A 23,830-nucleotide genomic window follows, 5' to 3' on the forward strand; every position below is an offset into this window, starting at 1 on the left:
GCCGGAGCCCTTAGTGTTGCCCGGATGAACGAGTGGCGCCGGGTCCGCCGACACCTCAACGAGAACCGCCACGGGTTGGCGCAGCGGGCCGACCTTCATTACCCCGACCTCGCGCGGGTGGGGTCGACCCGCCTGCTGACCCGGGAGACGTGGGCCCTGGCCGAGCCCCTCGACCTGCACCGGGTCGTGCTGCGCTGGACCGACGAACCGGTCGCGCCCTGCCTGGACGTCCCCGGCGACATGACCTACGCCGAGGCGATGACCGCCTTCGACAAGCCGAAGCTCTTCGAGAACCGGACCTGCTACCGGCTGCTCGACGTGACGTGGCCGGAACTGACCTTCACCCGCGGCATGTACTTCGACGCGGTCAACCTGGGCGAGGCCGCCGCCCACGAGTTCGCCGCCGCAGACCTCAACGGCGAGCCCGGCCCCGACCTGCCGATCCGTCGTCTGGTCATCGATCCGACCGATCTGCGGGCCCGGCCCGCGCATCCCGCGATCTCGATGCTGACCCTGCGCCACGACAGGGAGACGGGCGAGACGACGTTCGTGCTCCACTGGCGTGACCCCGCGCTGGTCGCCCACGGTGGCGGGCTCTTCCAGGTCATGCCCGTCGGCGTGTTCCAGGCCTCGGCGGAGACCCCCGAGGCCGAGAAGGCCGACTTCGACCTGTGGAAATGCGTGGTCCGTGAATACGCCGAGGAGTTTCTCGGCCGCCCGGAGCACTACGGCCCGGAGTTCGACTACGAGACCTGGCCGCTCTACCGCCGGCTGACCGACGCCCGCGAGCGCGGCGACCTGCGCTCTCTCGTCCTGGGCATCGGCGTCGACCCGCTCAGCTTCGCCACCGACATCCTCGCCGTCACCGTCATCGAGGCGCGCACCTTCGACGCCCTCTTCGGCGCCATGACCAGCTCGAACGACGAGGGCCAGGCGACGAAGGGCGTCCCGTTCGACGAGGAGTCAGTGCGCCGCTATGTCACCCGCGAACCCATGCAGGCCGCGGGTGCGGCCGTGCTGGAACTCGCGTGGCGGCACCTCCGGGAGGCGTGAGCGGGCTCCGTCAGGAGATGACGACGGCGGTGCCCAGAGGGACGCGGGACATCACCCGCAGGGCGGCGTCGGGTAGCCGGATGCACCCGTGGCTGACCGGCAGGCCGAAGATCTCCTGGTCCTGCCAGCCGTGCATGGCGACGGTCGCCGGCCCGTCGGCGAAGGTGTCCAGGGTGGTCGAATGCGTTCCCAGGGGGAGCACGAGGGAGCCGTAGCCCGAATAGGTCGGCGACACCGACGCGAGGACGAAGGTCCTGCCGGTGGGAGTGGGCGTCTCCGGCGCGCCCACGGCCACCTTCCACGACCCCACTCTCCGGCCGGATCGGTAGACGGTCAGGGTGCGCGTGGCCGTCTCGACCTCCACCCGATAGGGGCTGCGCGCCTTCTCCACCCCGCCGCCACCGACGTAGACCCATCCGGCCGACCCGTTCGGGCGGCTCGGCAGCAGCACCTGCTCCCATCCCGGTTGCGTCGCGATCACCGGCACCCAGGTCGGGCTCTTGAGCTGGGTCACGGGCAGCTTCCCCACGGGCGGGCCGCCCGGGTGGGCGTACACGACCTGCGTGGTGGTCGGGTGCAGCACCAGCCCGCTGGTGGGATCGGACGGCGCGGGATCCGGCGGCGCGCCCTGAAGGGTCGTGTACGTCGTCGCGAGCGGCAGCGCGGCCATCCGCTCCGTCGGAACCGGGTCCGGCTGGACGACGCGTGGTGTCTCAGGGACGGCGGCCGGAGGAGCCGGGACCGTCGTGCCGCAGGCGCCGACGGCGAACGTCACGGTCAGCCCGGCGATCACGTTTCCCAGCCGGCTGAATCTGGATCTGTCGTGCAAGGAGCACTCCCGCTGGCACTGGAGCCGAATTCGGAGGCCGAGTTTAGGCCGCGTACCGACGAAGACGACGCCGGGCGTGGGGGCGTCTCCATTTCTTTCACGGGGTTTCCCTGCCCATGGCCGAGAATTGATCAGTTTTTCGGATCCGGTCAGATGGTTCTTGCTCGATGGTCTTTCTGTCGATACGTAAGCTTTCACTTGTCCATTACCCCATGAGGCGTTCTTTTGGTACGGGTTACTCCATAACGTCCCAAATGCCAATGTGACGCCGATTCGTGGCATCTTGCCGACAAGAGAGATATTTCGCGTGAAAGCCATATTTGCTCACGGGCGCTTGCAAGGCCGACCGGGACTCCTCTGGGTGGTGGCGATCGCCGTACTCGCGCCTTTGCTCGTGCTCTTCACCATGCCGCGTTCCGCGGACGCCGCTCCGGCTCCGGTGGGCCTGGGCACGACGCTCGCCTTCGCCGTGCTGGGCGGCCAGACGGTCACCAACACGGGCCCCAGCGTGATCACCGGGGACCTGGGCGTGAGCCCCGGCGCGGCGATCGTCGGTTTTCCGCCCGGCATCGTCATTGGAGCCCAGCACGCCGCCGACGCCGTCGCGCTCCAAGCTCAGAACGACCTGGTCACCGCCTACAACGACGCCGCCGGGCGGGCTCCGGACGCCCCCATCGTCGGTGACCTCGGCGGGCAGACCCTCGTCGCGGGCGTCTACAACGCCCAGACCTCGGCCGGCCTGACCGGAACGCTCACCCTCGACGGCCAGGGTGACCCGTCGTCCGTCTGGATCTTCCAGATCGGCTCGACGCTCACCACCGCGTCGGCCTCCAGCGTCAACCTCATCAACGGGGCCCAGGCCTGCAACGTGTTCTGGCAGGTGGGCAGCTCGGCGACGCTGGGCACCAACTCCAGCTTCATCGGCAACATCCTGGCCCTGACGTCGATCACCGTGACCACCGGCGCCACGATCCTGGGCCGCGCCCTGGCCCGCAACGGCGCCGTCACGCTCGACAACAACGTCATCACCAGGACCATCTGCGCCCCGACGCCTTCTCCCACTCCGACGCCGACGCCGACGCCGACTCCCACGCCGACGCCGACGCCGACGCCGACTCCTACGCCGACGCCGACGCCGACGCCGACGCCGACGCCGACTCCTACGCCGACTCCGACGCCCACGCCGACTCCGACTCCGACGCCGACGCCCACGCCGACTCCGACACCCACGCCCACACCGACCCCGACGCCCACACCGACCCCGACGCCCACGCCCACGCCCACGCCCACGCCGACTCCCACGCCGACCCCGACCCCGACGTTCACGCCGACCCCTCCGGATGACAACGGCGACGACGACGAGGGCGATGAGGGCGATGAGGGCGATGAGGGCGACGAGGGCGATCTCGGTGATGAGGGCGACTTCGGTGATGAAGGCGGGCCCGGCGACGAGGGTGACTTCGGCGATGAGGGCAACCGTGGTGACTTCGGCGACTATGGCGACCGGGGGAATGTCGGTGACCGCGGGTATCCCGGCGAGAACGGTCACCTGGGTGACTACCTGAACCCGGGGAACGCCCACGGCGATGTTCCGTTCGCCCCCGCTCCCGTGCCGTCCAAGGGCGGCTTCCGGACGACCGGCTGACGAATTCCCCCACTGAGGGGACCAGGCCTGTCCCGAGCTTCGACCGAAGCCCGGGACAGGTCTTTCGTTCACCAGATGACAGCAGGTCGGTACAGGTAGGCCTGGAGACGTCATGCGAGCCGAGTCCCGCCGCAAGATCCAGGTGTGACCAGAGGGCTGGCGGAGGCTAGGCGATCAGCCGCAGGTCACGTAGACCAGCGCGGCGCCCGCTTCTACGTCCACCTTCCGGGCGGTGTGAAGGCCGACGGACGTTAGCAAGATTTCCTTACAACATCCAGTCCTTGCGTGATGTCGTCATCCTGTTACGTTGACGACGTCCAGAGATTTCAGCAAAGCGCAAGGAAAGGACAATCGTTGATCCGAAAGCGTATCGCCGCCGCACTGGGAACGGTCGCAGCCGCGGCCTCTGTCCCGTTCATCCTGTTCACCGGCCCGGCCCAGGCGAACCCGACCACCCCGTACATGTGCCCGTGGACCGTGGTCGACAGCACCAACACCACCCGCTGGATCCAGTCGTGGGTGCAGGGCCAGGGCCAGATCATCTGTCACTACGGCGCCAATGGGACCTACAGCTGCCGCTGGAACGCCTACAACGGTGACCAGTGGTGGAACTGGACCAACCCGTCGTGGTGCCCGCCGCGCGCCATCCCGACCACGCCGTAGAAACCTACCGCGACGCACCCGGACCAGGGCGTCCCCGTCGGGATGCCGACGGCCGGTCCGGGCCACACCGCCGCCCTGCCCTGATCGCCGGTGTCACTGGTCGCCCATGACAGTCGTCACGGCTGATTGGTGTCAGTCGTATCTGGCGACGCATGACGAATCTGCCGAATCTGAGTCACGTGGCGAGCAGTCCAGTCGGCCACGCCCCAGGCAGAAGAGGAGCGCCCTCATGGGTGACGTGCACGTACTCAGTGAGACAGATCGCCTGAAGTTCGCCCGCCTGATCGCCGCCGCCTGGTCGGACGGCGCGGTCGAGGCCCGCTTCGCACAGGACCCCCGCGCCACACTCGCCGAATACGGCCTGGTCATCCCCGAAGGCGCGCCCATCCCGCCGCTGCTCGCCCGCCCCGACGACGTGCTCGCCGTCGAGGATCTCGAGATCTCGGCCGACTGGTGGTTTCCGGCGCCGTACTGCTTCTGTTTCACCGCCGCCAGCACCGCCCACCTCAGCGAGTCCTGACGTCCTCGAAAGCCGGCTGCCCCGAAGGTGCGTACGCGCCCTCCGGGGCATTTGTTTTGCCGCGGAAACGTCACGGACAGAAGATGACGATTATCACATGAGGCCGTGTTAGTTGTTTCTGGTGGCGCCGGTGGGCCGATGCGAATCTTAATTCGTGAACAAGGGGCAGCGAGCAGTCCAGATGTCCGCTGCCACTCCCGCCGGATCTTATGCACCCAGGCAGAAGGAGTTCTCCGATGGCTAACAGCATTTACATTCTTGGTGACGAGGACCGCAAGCAGTTCGGCCGTCTGATCGCCGCCGCGTGGTCGGACGAAGAGGTCAAGGCGCGTTTCGAGGCGGAGCCCCGCGCGGTGCTCGCCGAATACGGCGTCGTCATTCCCGAGGGCATCCCGACCCCGCCGCTGCCCGCGCGTCCGGAGGGTGAGTTCAGCGTCGAGGAGCTGGAGATGGCGGCCGGTGCGCAGGCCGAGGGCACCGCCGGCACCGCGGGCACGATCGGCACCCTGGGCGGCTGCCTGGGCACCGCCGGCACCTACGGCTCCGCGTAACCTCGTCACGACCTTCGACGTGAAATGCCCCGGGCGGCGCGATTCCATCGCGCCGGCGGGGCATTTTTCTTTTCTACCGGCCGTGTCATCGAATTGTTGTGATGTTTATCACGCATGGGTGGTGTCAATCGATTCTGGTGACGTCCGCTGAAAAAGGCGAATCTAAACATGTGACGGAAGGCGGCGAGCAGTCCAGATGCCCGCTGCCGAGGCAGAAGGAGTTCTCCGATGGCTGACAGCATTTACATTCTTGGTGACGAGGACCGCAAGCAGTTCGGCCGTCTGATCGCCGCCGCGTGGTCGGACGAAGAGGTCAAGGCGCGTTTCGAGGCGGAGCCCCGCGCGGTGCTCGCCGAATACGGCGTCGTCATTCCCGAGGGCATCCCGACCCCGCCGCTGCCCGCGCGTCCGGAGGGTGAGTTCAGCGTCGAGGAGCTGGAGATGGCGGCCGGTGCGCAGGCCGAGGGCACGGCCGGCACCGCGGGCACGATCGGCACCCTGGGCGGCTGCCTGGGCACCGCCGGCACCTACGGCTCCGCCTGATCACATCGACCCGATCCCCGGGGGCGCGGTTCGCCGCGCCCCCGGGAAGGCCGCCGAAAGTGACCCGTTGCCTTCCCCCGAACGGGTTGTCATGATCCGTTTGTGAGTGAACCGGGATATTCCGGACCGCGGACGCCCCTTCGCGCACCCCTCGAGGTGCGGGTCGGGCGGGCCGCCATTGTTGCGTTCGCCCTGTTCCTGATGGCCCAGACCTTCGCCCACTACATGCAGCTCCCGCCTGTTCGCGCGATCCCGGCCGTGGTCCTCGGCGTGGCCGTGGTCGCCCTCTACATCTGGGCCAGTTTCCTGGGCGTGCGCGGACGCCGCCGGTGGTGGGTCGTGGGCGGGATGACCGTCCTGGTCTACCTGCCGCTGCCGCTCCTCGGCGAGTGGTGGGCGGCGACGGGCGTGTTCCTCGCCGCGACGGCGCTGGGCTTCCTGGCCCGGCACGCCGTGCCCGCGTTCGTGGTGGTGCTGATCGCGGAGCTGCTCAAATCGCTCTCCTTCGGCGACGAGCCCGCGGTGGCCATGTCGTGGATTCTGAGCGTCGCGGTGACATCCGTCCCGCTGGCGGCGCTCACGCACTTCGCGGAGACCGCGCGGGTCCTCTACGAGACCAGGGCCGAGCTCGTCGCGGTCGAGGTGGCGGCCCAGCGGGTGCGGGCCATGGGGGAGCTGGAGAAGATCCTCGGCAGCCGGCTCGACACCATCGCCAGGCAGGGCTTCACGGTGCTCGGCAACGCCGAGGGTGAGGCCGAGACCGTCAAGAAACAGCTCCGCCGGATGCTGGACGTCGCCCTCGAAGCGCAACAGGAGATGCGCGAGTTCTCCCATCGCACTCCCCGTACATGATGAATATCACTAGATGTCCGTGATGGTCGTTTCTGGTTACCGTCCAGGCCGATAGCAAAACTGATGGCACAGGCGGTCCCTTCCAACCTCCGGAAACGGGCGCGAGGGCGTTCGGGCCGGAGCCGCCAAACGAGGTGACATCATGCCGGAAGATTCGACGCTGCCCCCCGAACTCCGCACCCAGCTCGCCCGGTTCTTCGCCCGCACCTGGTCAGACGAGGTGCTCAGGCAGGACTTCGAGCGGGACCCCCGCGCCGCGCTCGCGACCGTGGGCATCGACTGGCCCAGCGACCTTCCACTCCCCGAGCTGCCCGAGCGGCCGGAGAACGCCATCGACCTGGAGAGTCTCGAAGCGTCGGCGGGTTCCGCCGTCAGCACGATCGGCACGGTGAGCTGTCCCACGGGGTGTTTCTCCCGTCAGAACAGCTGACCTTCTCATCACTTGGGCGCCGGGTGGTGGGCAGTCCAGATGCCCACCACCCCGCCATTGAAGCATCTCATACCACGCTGCGGGGAGACCTGTGATGACTGTAGACCTGATCGGCTGGGACACCGCCCAGCGCCGAGGATTCGGCCGACTGACCGCCCGTTCCTGGTCCGACGCCGGCTTCCGGCTCCGCTACGAGCGCGAGCCCGCCGCCGTCCTGGCCGAATACGACATCCACCTCGCCGACGGGGCCCTGGCTCCGGCACTCCCCGCGCGGCCCGCCGCCGAGGTGGTCGTCGAGACGTTCAGCGAGGCCCCGACGGCCCCGCCGCCCTGCCTCAGCAGCTTCTGCTTCTACACGATGGGCGTGACGGCCCGATGACGACGACCGCGGTCGAGACGTCCGGAGGCGAGCGGATCGACGAGCTCGTCTCCACGGTACGGACCAAGGCGTGGCTCGCCGCGGTCGCCCTCATCCTCGTCGCGGGCTGCGGAGCGGGCTGGGCCTGGCTCGGGCAGGTCCGCGACGTCGTCTTCGCCTCCGGCGTGCTGGTGACGGGCACCGGGCCCGTGCCGGTCGCCGCCCCCGTGTCCGGCAGCCTGGCCGAGGTGTTCGTCACCGCCGGGCAGGAGGTGACGGCGGGCACGCCCCTGGCGGTGCTCTCCGACGCCCAGGGCGCCAGACGCGTCGTCACCGGCACATCGAGCGGCCGGGTCATCCGCACCGCCGCCCCCGGCACCGCCCTGGCCGCCGGAGCCGTCGTCGCGGTCGTCGACCCCGGCACCGGGCCGCTGCGCGCGGTGCTCACCGTCGGCCCCGAGCGCATCGGTTCGCTCACCGAGGGCCAGACCGTCGCCGTCACCGGCGCGGGGACGGGTAAGGTCAGCGCCGTCGACGCCTACCCCACCTCGACCGACCGGCTGCGCCCCCTCTACGGCGACACGCTGAAGGCCGACGGACGTTACCTGGTGACCGTCGACCTCGACCGTCCCGCCTGGCCCGGCGCCACGCTCACCCCGGTCGCCGGGGAGATCACCGTGGCCGTCGTCCGTCCCGTGGACGCGCTCTTCAAGGAGGCCGGTCGTGGCTAAAACGGCGACCAGGACGCGCCCGGTACGTACCGAGCGCCGGCCGCAGATGGAGGACGCCGACTGCGGGCCCGCCTGCCTCAGCATGGTGTTCGCGTATCACGGCCTGCGCGTCCCGCTGCACGAGATCAGGGAACGCTCCGGCGTCGGGCGCGACGGCCTGTCCGGGGCGGGGCTCAAGAAGGCGGCCGAGGAGTACGGCTTCGACATCAGCGGTTTCCGCCTGGACGCCGACGAGCTGGAGAACTACCCCGTCCCCTCGATGATCTTCGTCGACCAGCGGCACTTCGTGGTGCTGGAGGGGATGCGCAAGAAGTGGGCGTACATCAACGACCCCGCCGTGGGTCGCATCCGGCTGACCCGGCCGGAGTTCAAGAAGCGGTTCAGCGGGATCGTGCTGGTGCCGCGCCCCGGCAAGGGATTCACGGCGGGCGGGAAACGCTTCCCCCTGGTGCGCTCCGCGCTGGCGAAGGTGCGGCCCTACCTCGCCACGCTGCTCGCCATCGCCGTGATGGCCTTCATGCTCGCCCTGCCCGCCGTCGCGACGGCGCTGCTCACCCGGCTGCTGCTGAGCGAGGTGTTCATCGCGGGGCAGACCGCCTGGTCGGCGCCCGTGCTGCTCGGCCTGCTCGCCTGCGCCGGGTTCACCGTGGCCGGGACCTGGTTGCAGCAGCGGCTGCTCGGCGCGGTGCAGACGGCGATGGCGGCCGACCTGTCGGGCCGGTACATGTGGCGGCTGCTGCGCCTGCCGGGTGACTTCTTCCACCGGCGGATGACCGGCGGCCTGGTGATGAAGACCTCCTTCGGGGCCGGCCTCGCCGTCCTGCTGTCGGACCGGGCCGCCGCGGCCGTGGCGGCCGTCCTGACGATCGGGCTGCACTCGGCGATCCTCTACGCCTTCCACCCGGCCTTCGCCCTGGTCGCCGCGGGGCTGGCGGCGGTCAACCTGCTGGCGATGCGCGCGGTCAGCCGGGCCGCCGCCCCGCACCAGCAGAAGCTGCTCTTCGACGAGCACCGGCGCGACAGCATGGCCTTCAACGGGATCTCGATGGCCGAGTCGCTGAAGGCCGACGGGGCCGAGGGCTGGTTCTTCGCCAAATGGGCGGGCCTGTCGGCGAAGGCGCTGTCGGCCACCCAGGACCTCATGCGGGTGACGCAGGCGCTGCTCGCGGTGCCCGCCGCGCTCGGCTCGCTCGCCGGGGCCACCATCGTGATCACCGGCGCGGTGCTGATGGCCAACGGCGAGGTCACCCTGGCGACCGTCATCGCCGCCCAGCTCCTCGTCGGCGCCTTCCTGGTGCCGGTCACCGCCCTGGTCGGCATCGGCGCCGAGGCCCAGATCATGGTCGCGCAGACCAGCATGTACGACGACGCCATCAGCGCCGAACCCGACCCGCAGTACGCCGCCCTGCCCGGCCTCCCCGAGACCGACGGCGGCCTGCGCGGCGCGGTCGAGTTCTGCGACGTCGCCTTCGGCTACGACCGCCAGCGCGGGCCGGTCATCAGCGGCCTGTCGTTCCGGGTCGAACCCGGTCAGCGGGTCGCTGTGGTCGGCCGTACCGGCAGCGGCAAATCCACGGTCGCCCGCCTGCTCACCGGCGCGGTCAAGCCGTGGTCGGGCCAGATCCTCCTGGACGGCATCCCCCGGGAGCACTGGCCCAGGGAGACGCTCACCACCTCGATCGGCTATGTCGAGCAGAACCTGCAGGTCTTCGAGGGCACCGTGGCCGACAACCTCACGCTCTGGGACCCGACGATCCCGCAGTACCGGCTGCACCGGGCGCTCGCCGACGCCGGCCTCGCCGATGTCGTCGCCCGCCGCGGCGGCCTGTCGGGCGGCTGGATCCAGGAGCGGGGCCGCAACCTGTCGGGTGGTGAACGGCAGCGCCTGGAGATCGCCAGGGCGTTCGTGCTGTCGCCGTCGGTGCTGGTGCTCGACGAGGCGACCAGCGCGCTCGACGCCGAGACCGAGGCGTTCGTCGACGCGAACGTGCAGGCCAGAGGCTGTACCAGCCTGGTGGTCGCGCACCGGCTCAGCACCGTCCGCGACAGTGATCTGATCCTCGTGCTCGACCGGGGCAAGGTCGTCCAGCGTGGCACGCACGCCGAGCTCATCGCGGTGCCCGGCCACTACCGCACGCTCGTCGAGGAAGCCTCATGAGTGGATATCCCGTCAGCGAGATCGAGCTGATCGACCCCTACGCCTGCTGGACCGTGGTCAGCGGCTCCGTCGACGTCATGCTGTCGCCCGTCGACGGCCAGGGCCCCCGCCACCGCGTCGTCCGGGTGGAGAGCGGCCAGCTCATGCACGGGTTCGCCGCCACCGACCTGCCCGGCGGCTACACCATCATGGCGGCCCCCGCCGAGGGCACCTCGGTCCGCCGCGTCAAGCGGGATCCGGACGCGGTCTCCTCCTGGGTACGCCGCCTCAACGGCCCCGTCGGCGCGGAGCTGCCCAACCTCCGCGACGTCCACCGGGGCACCCTGACCCGGGTGCTCATGCTGGCCGAGGCGGAGGAGGCCGACCGCGACAACTGGCGCGCGGCCCGCGCCCAGGCCTCGAGCGACATGCTGCACCGGTCCTTCGCCGACATCGCCGCCGCGGCGGGTGTGGCGCCGGTGCCCGGCAGCCCGCGCAACGCCGCCGACCGGGCCATGGAGGTCGTCAAGGCGCTCGGCGCGCACTGCGGGTTCGCCGCGCAGGAGATCGACCCGGCGTCGGTCGACCCGATGGGCGCCGCGCTCGATCTCGCCAGGGTCCGGCACCGGAAGGTGCTCCTGGACGACCAGTGGTGGCGCAACGCCACCGTCCCGCTGGTCGGCTTCCTCAAGGACGGCGGACGGCCCGTCGCGCTGCTGCCCCACAAGGGCGGCTACAAGATCTCCGACCCGTCCGGGGAGGTGCGCCGCGTCACCGACGAGGTGGCCGCCACCCTCGACCGGGGCGCCTGGCAGCTCTACCCGCCGCTCGACGAGGGCATCACCTCGCCGCTCGCCCTGCTCAAATACGGGCTGCGCGGCGCGGGCCGGGAACTCGGCTGGCTGCTGGCCGCCGGCGGCGGCGCGGCGCTGCTCGCGCTCGGCGTGCCTATGCTCACGTTCGTCCTGCTGACGGCGGCGCAGAACCCGGCCGACCAACCGGCCATGATCTGGATCGCGGTCGTCATCGCGGGCGCGGTGGCCGCCAGCACCATGCTCCTCGCGGTGCGGAACGCGGTGCTCGTACGCGTCCAGGGCCGTCTCCAGGAGCGGCTCGAACCGGCGATCTGGAGCCATCTCGTCTCCCTCGACCTGCCGTTCTACTCGCAGTACAGCACCGGGAACCTGGTCCACCGCGCCAACGCCGTCGCCGACATGCGCAAGGCGCTCGGCGAGGCGGCGGTCAACTCGCTGCTGGGCGGGGTGTTCTCGCTGCTCGGCCTGCTGATCCTGGTGACCGTCGACTGGCGGCTCGCGCTGGTCGTGCTCGTCGGGGTGCTGCTGCTGCTTGCCGTGCTGGCCGCGCTCGCGGTCCGCCAGCAGAAGCACGAGCTGGTCATGCACGAGGAGTACGGCAAGATCTACTCACTCCTGTACGCCTGCCTCAGCGCCATCGACAAGATCCACGTCTCGGGCCGCGAGGCGCAGGTCTTCGGCCTGTGGTCGCGGGCCTTCTCCGCCCAGCAGGGCGCCGCCGCCTCGGCCCGGCGCGAGCGGGCCGTGTCGGCCGCGATCGGCGCCTCGGCGCAACCGCTGCTGCTGCTCCTGCTCGCCTTCACCGCGCTGTCGCTGGGGGTGCCGGCCGCCTCGTTCGTGATCGCGGCCGTCGCGCTCGGCCAGTTCGTGCTGGCGCTCGGCCAGGTGAGCCGGGCGGTGGAGGCGGCCTTCGCGCTGCTGCCGAGGTTCGAGCGGCTCAAGCCGCTGCTGGAGCGGGCGCCGGAGACGCCGCCGGGGGCCAAGGACCCGGGCGAACTGGTCGGCCTGGTCCGCATGCACGACGTGTCCTTCGCCTATCCGGGCACCGCCAAGCAGATCCTCGAAGAGGTCTCGATGGTGTTCCGGCCGGGCGAGTTCGTCGCGGTCACCGGCCACTCGGGCGCGGGCAAGTCGACGCTGGTGCGGCTGCTGCTGGGCTTCGAGCCGCCACGTACAGGACAGATCCTCTACGACGGCGGTGACCTGCGCGACCTCGACCTGCGCCGGGTCCGCACCCAGGTGGGCGTGGTGATGCAGCAGGCCCGCGTGCTGCGCGGTTCGGTGCTGGAGAACATCATCGGCGACGTGCCGGGCGCCAAGGAGGAGGACGCCTGGCGCGCGGCCCGGCTGGCCGACCTCGACGGCGACATCGCCCGGCTGCCCATGGGCATGCAGACGATCATCAGCGAGGACAACGCGTCCTTCTCCGGCGGTGAACTCCAGCGGCTGCTCATCGCCAGGGCGCTGGTGAAACGCCCCCGGGTCCTCATCCTCGACGAGGCCACCAGCGCGCTCGACAACGTCACGCAGGCGCTGGTCAGCCGCCGGATCGCCGAACTCGACATCACCCGGATCGTGATCGCGCACCGGCTGAGCACCATCAGATCGGCGGATCGGATCTACGTACTGGACCAGGGCAGGGTCGTCGCCAACGGCACCTTTGAGGAGCTGATGGAGGACAACGAGCTGTTCGCCCGGATGGTCCGCCGACAGGAGGTCTGATGATGCCGGTCACGGTTCCCCAACATGAAGGGCTGCTCTCGGTACCCGGCGGAGACGCCCGGCTGATGGCGGTGGTCGCCGCGGCGGCGCCCTTCCACGAACGGGTGGCGGGGGAGTATTTCGTCCCCGTCGCGGGGCGGAACCGGCGGCAGGCGTCCGAGCGCACCCAGCGCTGGCTCAAGGCGGCGGTGGGCGACGACGAGGCCGCGAAGCGGGCGGTCCTGCACCACCGCAACAAGTCGGGCCGCGACCTCGGCGCCGGGCTGGTCGACGTCCAGCTCGCCGACCCGCGCCGGCTGCCCGACTGGGGATACGCCCTGGTCGACTTCTTGCTGGCCCAGCCGCCCACGGCCGCGGCCGACCCGGCGGCCGGACGTCCCGGTGCCCCGTTCGTGGCGTTTCGGCGCGCCATGAACCGGCTCGTGGACGTCAAGGACGGGTCGGTCCGCGGCGTGCCCGTGACGGCCGAGGCGCGCGAGGACATCGCGGGCCAGCTCATCGAGCGGCTGACGCAGGCGTGCTGGGCCGGGTTCGCGTTCGAGGCCCAGCTCGCCGGCACGTCCAACGACATGTCGTCGTGGCTGCAGAGCCCCGGCATGGACGTCAGCCAGTCGGGCTGGCTCGACCGGCTGGAGACGCTGCCCGGCCTCGCCTACGTCATGGGCACGACCTGCCTGCAGTGGCGGCGGGTCGTCCACGAGCTGTTCGACCGGCTCCGCGCCGACCTGCCGCGGCTGCGCCGGACCCTGTGGGGCTGGGCCGCGCCCGGCCCGGTCACCGGCTACTCCGGCGACTCGGGCGACCTGCACAACCACGGCCGGGTGGTCACCCTGCTCACCTTCGGCTCGGGCGAGCGGGTCGTCTACAAGCCGAAGGACCTGCGCTCGGTCGCCGGGGTGATGGACGTCTGCACCCTGCTCAACAACCACGGCCTGCCGCTCGCCCTGCACACCCGCGAGGTCCTGCTGCGCGACGGCTACGGCTGGGAGGAGTACGTCGTCGCCGAACCCGGCACCGACGAGGCCAGCGTCCGCCGCTTCTACACCCGCCTCGGCATGTTCGCCCGGCTGGCCCAGTTCCTGGAGTGCCGCGACCTGTGGGCCGACAACCTCGTCGCGATCGGCGAGACACCGGCCTTCATCGACCTGGAGAACGTGCTGCAGGGCCGGATCAGCCAGCCGTCGGTCATCGGCGAGCGGATCGAGTCGCTGTGGGGGCAGGTCGAGGACACGGTGGTGAAGACCGCCGTGGTCTCCTTCCCTCGGATGATCGCGGGCGGCGTGCAGGCCCAGGACGTCGGCTGCCTGGCCGCGCTGCGGGAACAGATCGCCAAGAACAGCACCGGGTTCCCGGCCGGGTGGGAGGAGCCGCCATACCGGCCGACCTGGGGCGCGGGCGAGCTGGCCGACCCCCGCGACTACGCCGACGAGGTGGCCGAGGGCTACCGGCAGATGCAGGTGTGCCTGGAGTCCAACCAGGAACTGCTGGCCGACGTGTCCGGGCCACTGGCCCTCCTTCAGGAGGCGCCGGTCCGCTACATCTGGCGCAGCACCTTCGACTGCGGCGACATGCTGCGCACCAGCGTCGGCCCGGGTGCGCTGGTCGACGGCGTGGCCAGGGAGATCTGCCTGGCCCACCTGTTCCGCAGCGCCATGGGGACGCTCCGGGTCGACCCCGGCCGCACCGACATCCTGGAGATCATCGAGCAGGAGATCGACGCGTTCCGCCGGATGGACATCCCGCTCTTCCTGTCCAAGCCGGCCTCCGACTCGGCGTTCACCCCCGACGGCGTCGAGATCCCCGGCCACTTCTCCGGTACGGCCTGGCAGCGCCTCCAGGACCGGGTCGCCGACCTGGCGGGCTTCCCGCTGGCCGAGCACCTGGCCGTCCTGCAGACCTGCCTCGACATCACCGGCGCGGCCGACCTGCCCGTCAGCTTCCCCGCCGCCGCCCCCCGCCCGAAGACGCTCCGCGAGATCGGCCTGCACGCCTACGAGCTGTCCGGCCGGGGCGACGAACCGTCGGTCGAGGAACTGCTCGCCCGCGCGGGCGACCTCGCGAACGAGGTGCTGGCCGCCGCCGTGCCCGTCGGGGGTGACCGGTCGGCCTGGATGGGCGTGGTCACCTACCCCGCCCACGGCCTCGACCAGGTCGAACCCCTGCACGGCGACCTGCTCACCGGCACCGCGGGACTGGCCGTCTTCCTCGCCGAGCTGTACGCCAACACCGGTGCCCCCGGCCACTGGACCGCCGCGCAGGAGGCGCTGGACGCCTCGTTCGAGTTCGCCACGCTGTCCACCCAGTCGGCCTTCTACCGCCGGATGTGCGGCGGGCTCTCGCCCGTTGGCGCGTTCGTCGGCATCGGCTCGGCCATCTACGCGCTGAGCCGCTGCGGCGAGGCGCTGGGCGACACCCGGCTGGTGGAGCGGGCGGCCGAGCTGCTCCCGCTGGCCGAGTCGAACCTGTCCGGGACGACGTCGGGCGAGCCGGTGTTCGGGCGGGCGGGCCTGCTGCTGGCCGTACACAAACTGCGGGAGGCGTCGGTCACGGCGGTGCCCGGCGCCGACGCGCTCGCCGCGCGGCTGCACGGGGAACTGCTCGCCGAGCTGCCGATGAAGGGACGGCTGCCCTACCCGCCGGACGTGCCCGCTCTCGCCGGGCTGCCCATCGGCGCCGACGGACTCGTCTGGGCGCTGGCGAGCAGCACCGCCGCGCTCGGGGAGGCCCCGGCAGAGGCGCTGTCGGCGCACCGCTTCGCCCTCGACACCCCCGGCTCGCTGCTCGCCGCGGTCGCCACCGCCCACGCCCTCACCGGCGAGGTCCCGGCCGAGCTGCGCGAGCGCGTCGTCCGCCAATGCGCCCCCAGCCCGAGACGCTCCTGCGCCGGGCTCGTGGTGGACGCCGAGACGGCGATCCACACCGCCCGCCTGACCGGCGACCAGGGTCTCGCGCGGACCGCCAGGGACCTGGCCGCCGAACTGCTGGCCCGCCGCGACCACACCGGCCGCTGGTTCGCCGACCGGCGGCGCGCCGACAACCTCTCCCTGTCCGCCGTGAACGGCCTGGCCGCCGCGGGGCTCACCCTGCTGCGGCTGGCCGACGACCAGGTCGCCTCCCTCCGGCTCGTGCACTGACGCATCGAAAGGAACACCGCCATGGACGCCAGGCCAGGCTTTCGCCGGCACTTCCGCGTGGAGGTCATCGAGGGCGAAGGGGTCTTCTTAGTCTCCGAGCGTGACCTGCACCTGCTCACCGGCCGTTCGATCGAGGCGGTGGCGGGCCTCCTCGACGGCAAGCACACCGTCTCCGACATCGTCGCCGCGGTGGAGTCGGAGATCCCCCCGGAGCACGTCTACTTCGCACTCCACCAGCTCCAGGAGCGCGGCCTGCTGGTCGACGTCACCCAGGACCTGGACCGGGGGACGGCCGCCTACTGGGAGATGACCGGGCTCCAGGGGGAGGCGGCGGCCGAGGGCGTACGGACCGGGCGGGCCGAGGTGGTCACCGTGGGCGACGTCTCCGGCGAACTCCTGCGGGAACTGCTGGCCGCCGAGGGCGTGGAACCCGGCGAGGGCGCGCTCACCGTCGTGCTCACCGACGACTACCTGCGCGACGAGCTCGCCGAGATCAACCGGACACACCTGAAGGAGGGCCGGCCGTGGCTGCTGGCCCGTCCCGTCGGCCCGGTCCTGTGGGTCGGGCCCGTCTTCCAGCCCGGTGAGAGCGGCTGCTGGCGCTGCCTGACCCAGCGGCTCGAAGGGCACCGCCAGTCGATCTCCTACCTGGAGGGCCGCCTGCGCAGCGCCCGGCCGCTGGCCATGCCCACCGCCGACCTGCCGCTGACCCGGGACGCGGGCCTGCGCCTGGTCGCGACCGAGGTGGTGAAGTGGCTGGCCGGAGCGCGCGACGGGCGGCAGCGCGACGTGATCACCCTCGACACCCAGCGGCTCGGCACCGAGCGGCACACCCTGCGCCCCCGGCCGCAGTGCCCCGAATGCGGCGACCCCGGGCTGATGGCCGCGCAGGTCGAAGGGCCGGTCGAGCTGGTGTCCCGGCCGAAGTCGTTCACCGCCGAGGGCGGGCACCGCGCCAGGCACCCCGAAGACACCTTCGAGCAGTACAACCACCTGGTCAGCCCCATCACCGGCGTCGTCAAGGAACTCATCAGGATCGACACCGGCACGCCCTTCGTCAAGACCTACGTGGCCGGGCACAACTTCTCCCGGCAGGTCCGCAACCTCGCGGGACTGCGCACCGGCCTGCGCAGCCAGAGCGCCGGAAAGGGCACCACCGACCTCCAGGCCAAGGTCAGCGCCATCTGCGAGGCGATGGAGCGCTACTCGGGCATGTTCCAGGGCGACGAGTCCCGCCGCGCCGCCAGCCTGCGCGAACTGGGGACGGCCGCGCTGCACCCCAACGCCTGCTCGCTCTACAGCGACGAGCAATATCGCACCAGGGACGAGCGGAAGGCGAGGGCCAGCTACGACTTCGTCAACGACCCCCTCGACGAGGACGCCGTGATCGACTGGACCCCGGTCTGGTCGCTCACCGAACAGCGGCACAAATACCTGCCCACCGGCTATCTGTACTACTACCACCAGGAACGGGACTCAGGCGGACCCAACTACGCCTGGGCCGACTCCAACGGCAACGCGGCCGGCTCCTCCCTGGAGGACGCCGTCGTCCAGGGCTTCATGGAGGTCGTCGAACGCGACGCGGTGGCCCTGTGGTGGTACAACCGGGCCCGCCGGCCCGCCTTCGACCTCGACAGCTTCGGCGACCCCTGGATGAGCGAGTTCCAGGAGGTGTACGCCGGTCTCGGCCGCGACATCCAGGTCCTCGACCTGACCACCGACCTGGGCGTGCCGGTGGCCGTCTCGATCAGCCGCCGCGTCGGCGGGCCGACCGAGGACATCATGATGGCCTTCGGCGCCCACTTCGACGCGCGCATCGCCGTCCAGCGGGCGCTCACCGAGATGAACCAGTTCGTCCCCGCCGTCATCGACGTCGGCCCGGACGGAAACACCCGCTACCGCTTCCACGAGGGCGACCAGGTCAACTGGTGGAAGAACGCCCGCCTGGAGGGTCACCCCTACCTCGTGCCCGCCGGACCGCAGGTGAAGGCCTCGGCCTACGACCGGCCCGCCACCGGCGACCTGCTCGACGACGTCGCGGCGGCCCGAGCGCTGGTGGAGGAGCGCGGGATGGAGATGCTCGTCCTCGACCAGACCCGGCCCGACATCGGCCTGCCCGTGGTCAAGGTCATCGTGCCGGGGATGCGCCACTTCTGGCGCCGGCTGGCGCCCGGCCGCCTCTACGACGTGCCCGTCCAGCTCGGCTGGCTGTCCGAGCCGACCCCGGAGGACCAGATGAACCCCATCACGATGTTCCTGTGATCGGCCTGCGCTCGGACGCCGTCGTCACCTGGCACGACGGCGTGCTGACCATCGCCCACCCGTTCGGCTCCCAGGCCGCGCGCGGCCTGACCCCCCGCATCGCCGCCCTGATCGGTGAGCTCCCCGGCACCCTGACCGACGAGGACGACCTGGCCGAACGCCTGCTCAAAGCGGGCGGGACGAGCCAGGAGACGGCCCTGCTCTACCTGGTGCTCGACCGGTTGCACGCGGTCCTGGTGCACACGGTCGAACCGATGCTGCGGGTCACCCCGATCTCCCGCGACGCGGCGTTCCGGCTGCCCGGCCTCGCCCCGGACGACACCGTGCGCCTCTCCCGGTTCGCGCTGGTCCGGGGCACCGGCGAGGGCCTGATCCTGGAGTCGCCGCTGTCGCGGCACCGGGTCACCCTGACCGAGGAGGCCATGCCCCTGATCGCGGCGCTGGCCCGCGGGGTCATGGTGAAGGAGGCCCCCGAGGCGCTCGCCCACCTGGTCGCGGCCGGGATGGCGGGCGGCGACGTCGAGGACGAGCACCCCGCGCTGCGCGCCTGGGAGTTCCACGACCTGCTCTTCCACAGCCGGTCCCGGGTCGGCCGGCACGACCAGCCGGTCGGCGCCACCTTCCGCTTCCTCGGCGAGACGCCGCCGGAACCGGCGCTCAAGCCGGTCCCCGAGGGCCCGGTCACCGAGCTCCACCGGCCCTCTCTCGACGAGGACAGCCCCCCGTTCACCACGGTCCTGGAAGGACGCCGGTCGGTGCGCGCCTACGCCGGCGCCCCCACGGTCCGGCAACTCGGCGAGCTGCTCTACCGGGTGGCGAGGGTCAGGGAGGTCCGACCTCCGGCGCCCGGCGCGCCCTACGAGACCAGCAGCCGCCCCTACCCCGGCGGCGGCGCCTGCCACGAGCTGGAGCTCTACCTCACCGTCCAGCGCTGCGAGGGCCTTGCGGGCGGCGTCTACTACTACGACCCGCTCGGCCACCGGCTCGTCCTGCTGCCCGCCAGGGCCGAGGACGCGCGGGCGATGCTGACCGTCGCGGGCATGTCGACCGGCTACACCGCCCAGCCCGACGTCCTGGTCACCATCACCTCGCGGTTCCAGCGCCTGTCGTGGAAGTACGCGGGCCTGGCCTACGCCGCGTCGCTGAAGAACGTCGGCGTGCTCTACCAGACCTTCTATCTCGTGGCCACCGCGATGGGCCTGTCCCCCTGCGGCCTCGGCGCCGGCGACGCCGACCTGGCGGCCCGGACGTTCGGGCTCGACTGGGCCACGGAGTCGTCGGTCGGGGAGTTCCTCATCGGCGGTTCGCCCGGCTTGTGATGTCCGTCATTGGTGACTGGTGTCGTCTGCATCTGCCGACCCTCGCCCGAATTCCGGATCGTGGCAGGTGAGAGACCACGTACCGACGAATGAGGAGCGTCTGATGGCCGAGAGCATGTATGTCCTCGGAGAAGGGGACCGCAAGAAGCTCGCCAGGCTGATCGCCGCGGCGTGGTCCGACGGGGGTCTCAAGGCGCGCTACGAGACAGAACCCCGGGTCGTCCTCCGTGAATACGGCATCGACTACCCGGCCGGTGTGCCCACGCCGCCGTTGCCCGCCAAGCCCGAGGGCGAGTTCGAGATCGCCGACCTGGAGAGCGCGGCCGGGGCCGCGAGCGTCACGGCCGGGACGATCGGTGAGCCCTGCGCGTCGTGCTACTCCCAGGGCGCGACCTGGATCACGGGTGGCCACTGACCGGTTTGTGATGTCCGTCATGGACGAGAGATGTCATCCGCATCTGCCCCAGCCCACGGAAGTTCCGGATCGTTGCAGGTGAGAGACCCCGTACCGAAGGAATGAGAGTGCCTGATGGCCGAGTACCTGTACATCTTCGGAGATGAGGACCGCAAGAAGTTCGCCCGCCTGATCGCGGTGTCGTGGTCGGACGGCGAGCTGCTGGCGCGTTACGAGGCCGAACCCAGGGTCGTGCTCAGCGAATACGGCATCACCTACCCCGAGGGACTGGCCACGCCGCCACTGCCGGCGCGGCCCCGGGGTGAGTTCGACATCACCGAGATGGAGTTCGCGGCCGGTGCCGAGAACGGCGCGCTCGCCACCATCAGCACGGTCGGTTGCATCTCTCCCTGCGTCGCGTGCACGTGATGACCGAGACGGTGATCGAGGTCGCGGGCCTCCAGAAGCGCTACGGCGACTTCACCGCGGTCGACGGCATCTCCTTCGAGGTCCGCAAGGGCGAGGTGTTCGCCCTGCTCGGCACCAACGGAGCAGGCAAGACCACCACGATCGAGATCCTGGAGGGCTACCTCAAGCCGTCGGGCGGCATCGCGAAGGTGTTCGGCCACGACCCCGCCGACCGCGGGCCCCTCCGGTCCAGGATCGGCCTGGTACTCCAGGAGTCCGGCCTGTTCGGCGACCTGACGGCGGCCGAGACCGTGACCGCCTGGCGCCGGTTCACCACCAACGCCCGATCGGTGGACGAGGCCCTCGAACTGGTCGGCCTCTCCGATCAGGCCAGGACGCGCGTCAAGCAGATGTCCGGCGGCGAACGCCGCAAACTCGACATCGCCCTGGCCACGCTCGGCCGTCCCAAGCTGCTGTTCCTCGACGAGCCGACGACCGGCCTCGACCCCGAGGCCCGCCGCCGCATCCGCGACCTGGTCACCGACCTGTCCGACCACGGGACGACGGTGCTGCTCACCACCCACTACCTGGAGGAGGCCCAGGAACTGGCCTCCCGGGTGGCCATCATGGACAAGGGCCGCGTCGTCGTCCACGGCACCATGGCCGAGGTCCTCGGCCGGGGCACCGGCCGGGTCGCCTTCGAGCTGCCCGAGGGCGTGACCACCGAAGACCTGGAGATCGGCGGGCCGGACGTGCTGACCGTGACGGGCCGCAGGTGCCTGATCGCCACGGCCGAGCCCGAGACGGCCGCCCACACCGTGCTGGGCTGGGCGGCCCGGCGCGGCGTCCGGGTCACCGGCCTCGACGTCCGCCAGGCCACGCTCGAGGAGATCTTCCTGGACGTCGCCGAGACGCGCGGGCAGGAGGTGCGGGCATGACCGCGTACACGATCGCGCACTTCAGGCTGACCCAGCGGCTCTTCTGGCGCACCCCCGTGTCGATCTGGGTGGCCCTGGGGTTCCCCGTTCTGTTCGCCTGGCTGCTGCCGCTGGCGGTGCCGGAACCCGACCGGCTGATCGTCGGCATCGTCGTGACGGGGGCCGGGCTGCTGGGGTTCGCGACGCTGCTGGAGTCGTTCGTGGTGAAGCGTCAGCTGCTGATCCTCAAGCGGCTGCGCGGCACCGAACTGCCCGACCTGGCCATCTTCGGCGGCGAGATCCTCACCGTCGTGTCGATCGGCCTGGTGCAGCTGGTGGCCATCGTCGGAGTGGCGAACGCGGTGCACGGCGTCGCCCTGCCGGCCGACCCGCTCCTGCTGGCGGTGACGGTGCTCCTGGCGCTCGCGGTGTTCGCCGCGATGGGCGTCGCGGTGAGCGGGCGGGTGCCCTCGACGGGCTCCATCATCGCGGTGAGCCTGCCGTTCCACCTGCTCAACATGGGCCTGTCCGGCCTGGTCCTGCCGCTTTCCGACTTCCCCGAGTGGGCCGGGATCGTCGCGGCTTTCCTGCCCTTCGGGTGGGCGGCCGAGGGGATCACCATGGCCTACTTCGGTGGCTTCGTGCTGATGTGGCCGGGCTGGCTCGTCCTGGTCGCCTGGCTGGTTCTGTCGCTGCTGGCGGCGAGGAGGTGGTTCAAATGGGAGCCTCAGAGAGGCTGACCAAAGTCGGCCCCGGCACGGTCCGGTTCGCGCGCATCGCGGCGGCGGTCTTCACGGTGGGCATGGCGGTCTTCGCCGTCATCCCCGTGGCGGAGGTGCTCCGCGGCTACCCCGGAGTCCGGGGCGCGCTCGGTGTCCTGCTCATCACCGGTCTGACCGGCGGCTACCTGTGGCTCGGGGTCCGCGCGGTGCTCGGCCGCACCGCCCGGCGCGACCTGCTGGTGCTGGGCACGATGACGGCGCTGACGGTGGCCATGCCGTTCACCGCGGGCCCGTCGTGGCTGAGCATCGGTTTCATGCTTCCGTACGCGTTCGCGGTCACCCTGCGCGGGCGTGCGGCGTGGATCGGCTTCTTCGCCGCGCTCGTCCTGGAGATCGTCCTGGCGTCCGGCCAGAACCCGAGCTGGGTGCTCTTCAGCGGTCTGCAGAGCATGCTCACGGCGGCCGCGCTGGCCGGGCTGACCATCTTCGCGACGCTGCTGAGCGAGCTCCAGCGCACCCGCGAGGAACTGGCCAGGTTCGCCATCACCGAGGAGCGGCTGCGCTTCGCCCGCGAACTGCACGACGTGCTCGGGCACAACCTCTCGGTGATCGCGATGCGCACCGAACTGTCCATGCGCATCCCGGCCGATCAGCTGCCCCGGATGCACCGCGAACTGACCGAGATCCACGACATCGCCCGGCGCTCCCTCCACGACGTGCGCGCGGTGGTCAAGGGCTACCGCGAGATGTCACTGGAGAAGGAACTCAGCGGCGTCCGCAAGGTCCTGGAGAGCGCCGGCGTCAAATGCGACTTCGCCGCCCTGCCGGCGTCCCTGTCGACGGAGGTCCGCGTGGCGCTGGCCTGGGCGGTCCGCGAGGCGGCCACCAACCTGCTCCGGCACAGCGACGCCACCGTGTGCCTCCTCGGCGTCGAGGAGGAGGGTGACCGGATTCTGGTCACCGTTTCCAACGACGGTGTACGTCCGGAGCGCCCCTCGGCGCCTGCGGCCGCCGAGGCGACCGTCGGCGGCAGCGGGCTGGCCGGACTCGACGAACGACTCTCGCAGGTCGGCGGGAACTGCGACCGGCACCTCGAAGACGGCTGGTTCACGCTGTCGCTGGACGTTCCCGGCCGCCCCGTGGCGGCCACTCTCACCTCTGCCACAGGAGACCGGAAATGATCAAAGTTCTTATCGCTGAGGACCACGATCTCATCAGAGGCGCCCTGATCGCCCTGCTGTCGGAGGAGCGGGACATCCGGGTGATCGAGGAGGTGTCGCGGGGCGACGAGATCCTCACCGCCGTCGTCGACAGCAAGCCCGACGTGGCCCTCCTCGACATCGGCCTCCCCGGCATCGACGGCCTGGAGGCGGCCGGCCTGATCAGGGAACTGGAGCAGCCGCCGCCGGTCCTGATCCTCACCAGCGTCGGCACCCCCGGCAACTTCGAGCGGGCCATGGCCGCGGGCGTCAAGGGCTTCCTGGTGAAGGACGCCCCCGCCCACCGCCTCACCGACGCCATCCGCGCCGTGGCGCGGGGCGAACGGTACATCGACCTCGACCTGGCCGACGACGGCGGCAACGGCGACGCCGAGATCACCACCAACCCGCTCACCGCCAGGGAGATCACCGTCCTGTCGGCCCTGTCGGCCGGTGGCCGCAGCAGCGACCTGCGCGGCAGCCTGGGACTGTCGGCCCACACGATCAGGAACTACCTCGCCGCCGCCCGCCTGAAGACCGGCGCCCGCAGCGACGAGGAGGCCGTCCGTATCGCCCGTGCTAATGGCTGGTTAAAGGACAAGGCCGACTGTTGATCGCGAACCCCT

At 70.9% G+C, this 23,830-nt stretch carries 22 protein-coding genes; 21 read left to right on the forward strand and 1 reads right to left on the reverse strand.

Annotated elements, in window-relative coordinates; translation table 11 throughout:
* Positions 1–24 precede the first annotated feature (24 nt).
* On the forward strand, positions 25–1,053 hold the full coding sequence (locus AW272_RS38710; RefSeq protein WP_066375852.1) for a hypothetical protein: 1,029 nt from the start codon (positions 25–27) through the stop codon (positions 1,051–1,053).
* Positions 1,054–1,063: 10 nt separating this feature from the next.
* On the opposite strand, the gene AW272_RS38715 is transcribed toward AW272_RS38710, so the two are convergent.
* Positions 1,064–1,882, reverse strand: coding sequence for a L,D-transpeptidase (locus AW272_RS38715; protein WP_245657946.1), 819 nt, complete (start codon positions 1,880–1,882; stop codon positions 1,064–1,066).
* A gap of 406 nt (positions 1,883–2,288) precedes the next feature.
* On the opposite strand from AW272_RS38715, the gene AW272_RS44625 reads away from it, so the two are divergent.
* From AW272_RS44625 to AW272_RS38815, 20 genes are all read left to right on the forward strand, one after another.
* Positions 2,289–3,527: an ice-binding family protein gene (locus AW272_RS44625; RefSeq protein ID WP_083959150.1), complete on the forward strand. Its 1,239-nt coding sequence runs from the start codon at positions 2,289–2,291 to the stop codon at positions 3,525–3,527.
* A gap of 354 nt (positions 3,528–3,881) precedes the next feature.
* Positions 3,882–4,190, forward strand: coding sequence for a hypothetical protein (locus tag AW272_RS38725; RefSeq protein ID WP_066375857.1), 309 nt, complete (start codon positions 3,882–3,884; stop codon positions 4,188–4,190).
* Between the two features lie 229 nt (positions 4,191–4,419).
* Entirely contained in the window at positions 4,420–4,710 is a 291-nt protein-coding gene (locus AW272_RS38730; RefSeq protein ID WP_066375863.1) for a hypothetical protein, read from the forward strand.
* A gap of 236 nt (positions 4,711–4,946) precedes the next feature.
* On the forward strand, positions 4,947–5,261 hold the full coding sequence (locus tag AW272_RS42880) for a thiocillin family RiPP (RefSeq protein WP_066375865.1): 315 nt from the start codon (positions 4,947–4,949) through the stop codon (positions 5,259–5,261).
* A gap of 228 nt (positions 5,262–5,489) precedes the next feature.
* Entirely contained in the window at positions 5,490–5,804 is a 315-nt protein-coding gene (locus tag AW272_RS38740) for a thiocillin family RiPP (protein WP_066375867.1), read from the forward strand.
* A 102-nt stretch (positions 5,805–5,906) separates the two neighbouring features.
* Entirely contained in the window at positions 5,907–6,656 is a 750-nt protein-coding gene (locus AW272_RS38745) for a hypothetical protein (protein WP_157519287.1), read from the forward strand.
* A 142-nt stretch (positions 6,657–6,798) separates the two neighbouring features.
* Positions 6,799–7,086 (forward strand): hypothetical protein, encoded by a 288-nt coding sequence (locus AW272_RS38750; protein WP_066375873.1) that lies wholly within the window; start codon positions 6,799–6,801, stop codon positions 7,084–7,086.
* Between the two features lie 94 nt (positions 7,087–7,180).
* On the forward strand, positions 7,181–7,465 hold the full coding sequence (locus tag AW272_RS43680) for a hypothetical protein (protein WP_066375876.1): 285 nt from the start codon (positions 7,181–7,183) through the stop codon (positions 7,463–7,465).
* Positions 7,462–8,175, forward strand: coding sequence for a biotin/lipoyl-binding protein (locus AW272_RS38760; RefSeq protein ID WP_066375878.1), 714 nt, complete (start codon positions 7,462–7,464; stop codon positions 8,173–8,175). The genes AW272_RS43680 and AW272_RS38760 overlap by 4 nt, the downstream gene beginning before the upstream one ends.
* Complete coding sequence (locus tag AW272_RS38765) at positions 8,168–10,333, forward strand: cysteine peptidase family C39 domain-containing protein (RefSeq protein WP_157519289.1); 2,166 nt, start codon at positions 8,168–8,170, stop codon at positions 10,331–10,333. Before AW272_RS38760 ends, AW272_RS38765 begins: the two co-directional genes overlap by 8 nt.
* A complete protein-coding gene (locus tag AW272_RS38770; protein ID WP_066375883.1) occupies positions 10,330–12,849 on the forward strand; it encodes an ATP-binding cassette domain-containing protein in 2,520 nt (839 codons plus the stop codon). Before AW272_RS38765 ends, AW272_RS38770 begins: the two co-directional genes overlap by 4 nt.
* Positions 12,849–15,983 (forward strand): type 2 lanthipeptide synthetase LanM, encoded by a 3,135-nt coding sequence (lanM, locus tag AW272_RS38775; RefSeq protein WP_083959140.1) that lies wholly within the window; start codon positions 12,849–12,851, stop codon positions 15,981–15,983. The genes AW272_RS38770 and lanM overlap by 1 nt, the downstream gene beginning before the upstream one ends.
* Positions 15,984–16,004: 21 nt before the next feature.
* Positions 16,005–18,245, forward strand: coding sequence for a TOMM precursor leader peptide-binding protein (locus AW272_RS38780; protein ID WP_066375888.1), 2,241 nt, complete (start codon positions 16,005–16,007; stop codon positions 18,243–18,245).
* Positions 18,242–19,564 (forward strand): SagB/ThcOx family dehydrogenase, encoded by a 1,323-nt coding sequence (locus AW272_RS38785; protein WP_066375891.1) that lies wholly within the window; start codon positions 18,242–18,244, stop codon positions 19,562–19,564. The genes AW272_RS38780 and AW272_RS38785 overlap by 4 nt, the downstream gene beginning before the upstream one ends.
* A 103-nt stretch (positions 19,565–19,667) precedes the next feature.
* Complete coding sequence (locus AW272_RS38790; RefSeq protein WP_066375893.1) at positions 19,668–19,979, forward strand: hypothetical protein; 312 nt, start codon at positions 19,668–19,670, stop codon at positions 19,977–19,979.
* A gap of 114 nt (positions 19,980–20,093) precedes the next feature.
* Complete coding sequence (locus AW272_RS38795) at positions 20,094–20,387, forward strand: hypothetical protein (RefSeq protein WP_066375896.1); 294 nt, start codon at positions 20,094–20,096, stop codon at positions 20,385–20,387.
* Positions 20,387–21,304 (forward strand): ABC transporter ATP-binding protein, encoded by a 918-nt coding sequence (locus tag AW272_RS38800; protein WP_066376010.1) that lies wholly within the window; start codon positions 20,387–20,389, stop codon positions 21,302–21,304. Before AW272_RS38795 ends, AW272_RS38800 begins: the two co-directional genes overlap by 1 nt.
* Positions 21,301–22,023 (forward strand): ABC transporter permease, encoded by a 723-nt coding sequence (locus AW272_RS38805; RefSeq protein WP_066375902.1) that lies wholly within the window; start codon positions 21,301–21,303, stop codon positions 22,021–22,023. Before AW272_RS38800 ends, AW272_RS38805 begins: the two co-directional genes overlap by 4 nt.
* Positions 22,002–23,186: a sensor histidine kinase gene (locus AW272_RS38810; protein ID WP_066375905.1), complete on the forward strand. Its 1,185-nt coding sequence runs from the start codon at positions 22,002–22,004 to the stop codon at positions 23,184–23,186. The genes AW272_RS38805 and AW272_RS38810 overlap by 22 nt, the downstream gene beginning before the upstream one ends.
* A complete protein-coding gene (locus tag AW272_RS38815; protein WP_066375908.1) occupies positions 23,183–23,818 on the forward strand; it encodes a response regulator transcription factor in 636 nt (211 codons plus the stop codon). The genes AW272_RS38810 and AW272_RS38815 overlap by 4 nt, the downstream gene beginning before the upstream one ends.
* The last annotated feature ends 12 nt before the right edge of the window (positions 23,819–23,830 follow it).

It is taken from the genome of Herbidospora mongoliensis, from assembly GCF_001570545.1.
GTDB lineage: Bacteria > Actinomycetota > Actinomycetes > Streptosporangiales > Streptosporangiaceae > Herbidospora > Herbidospora mongoliensis.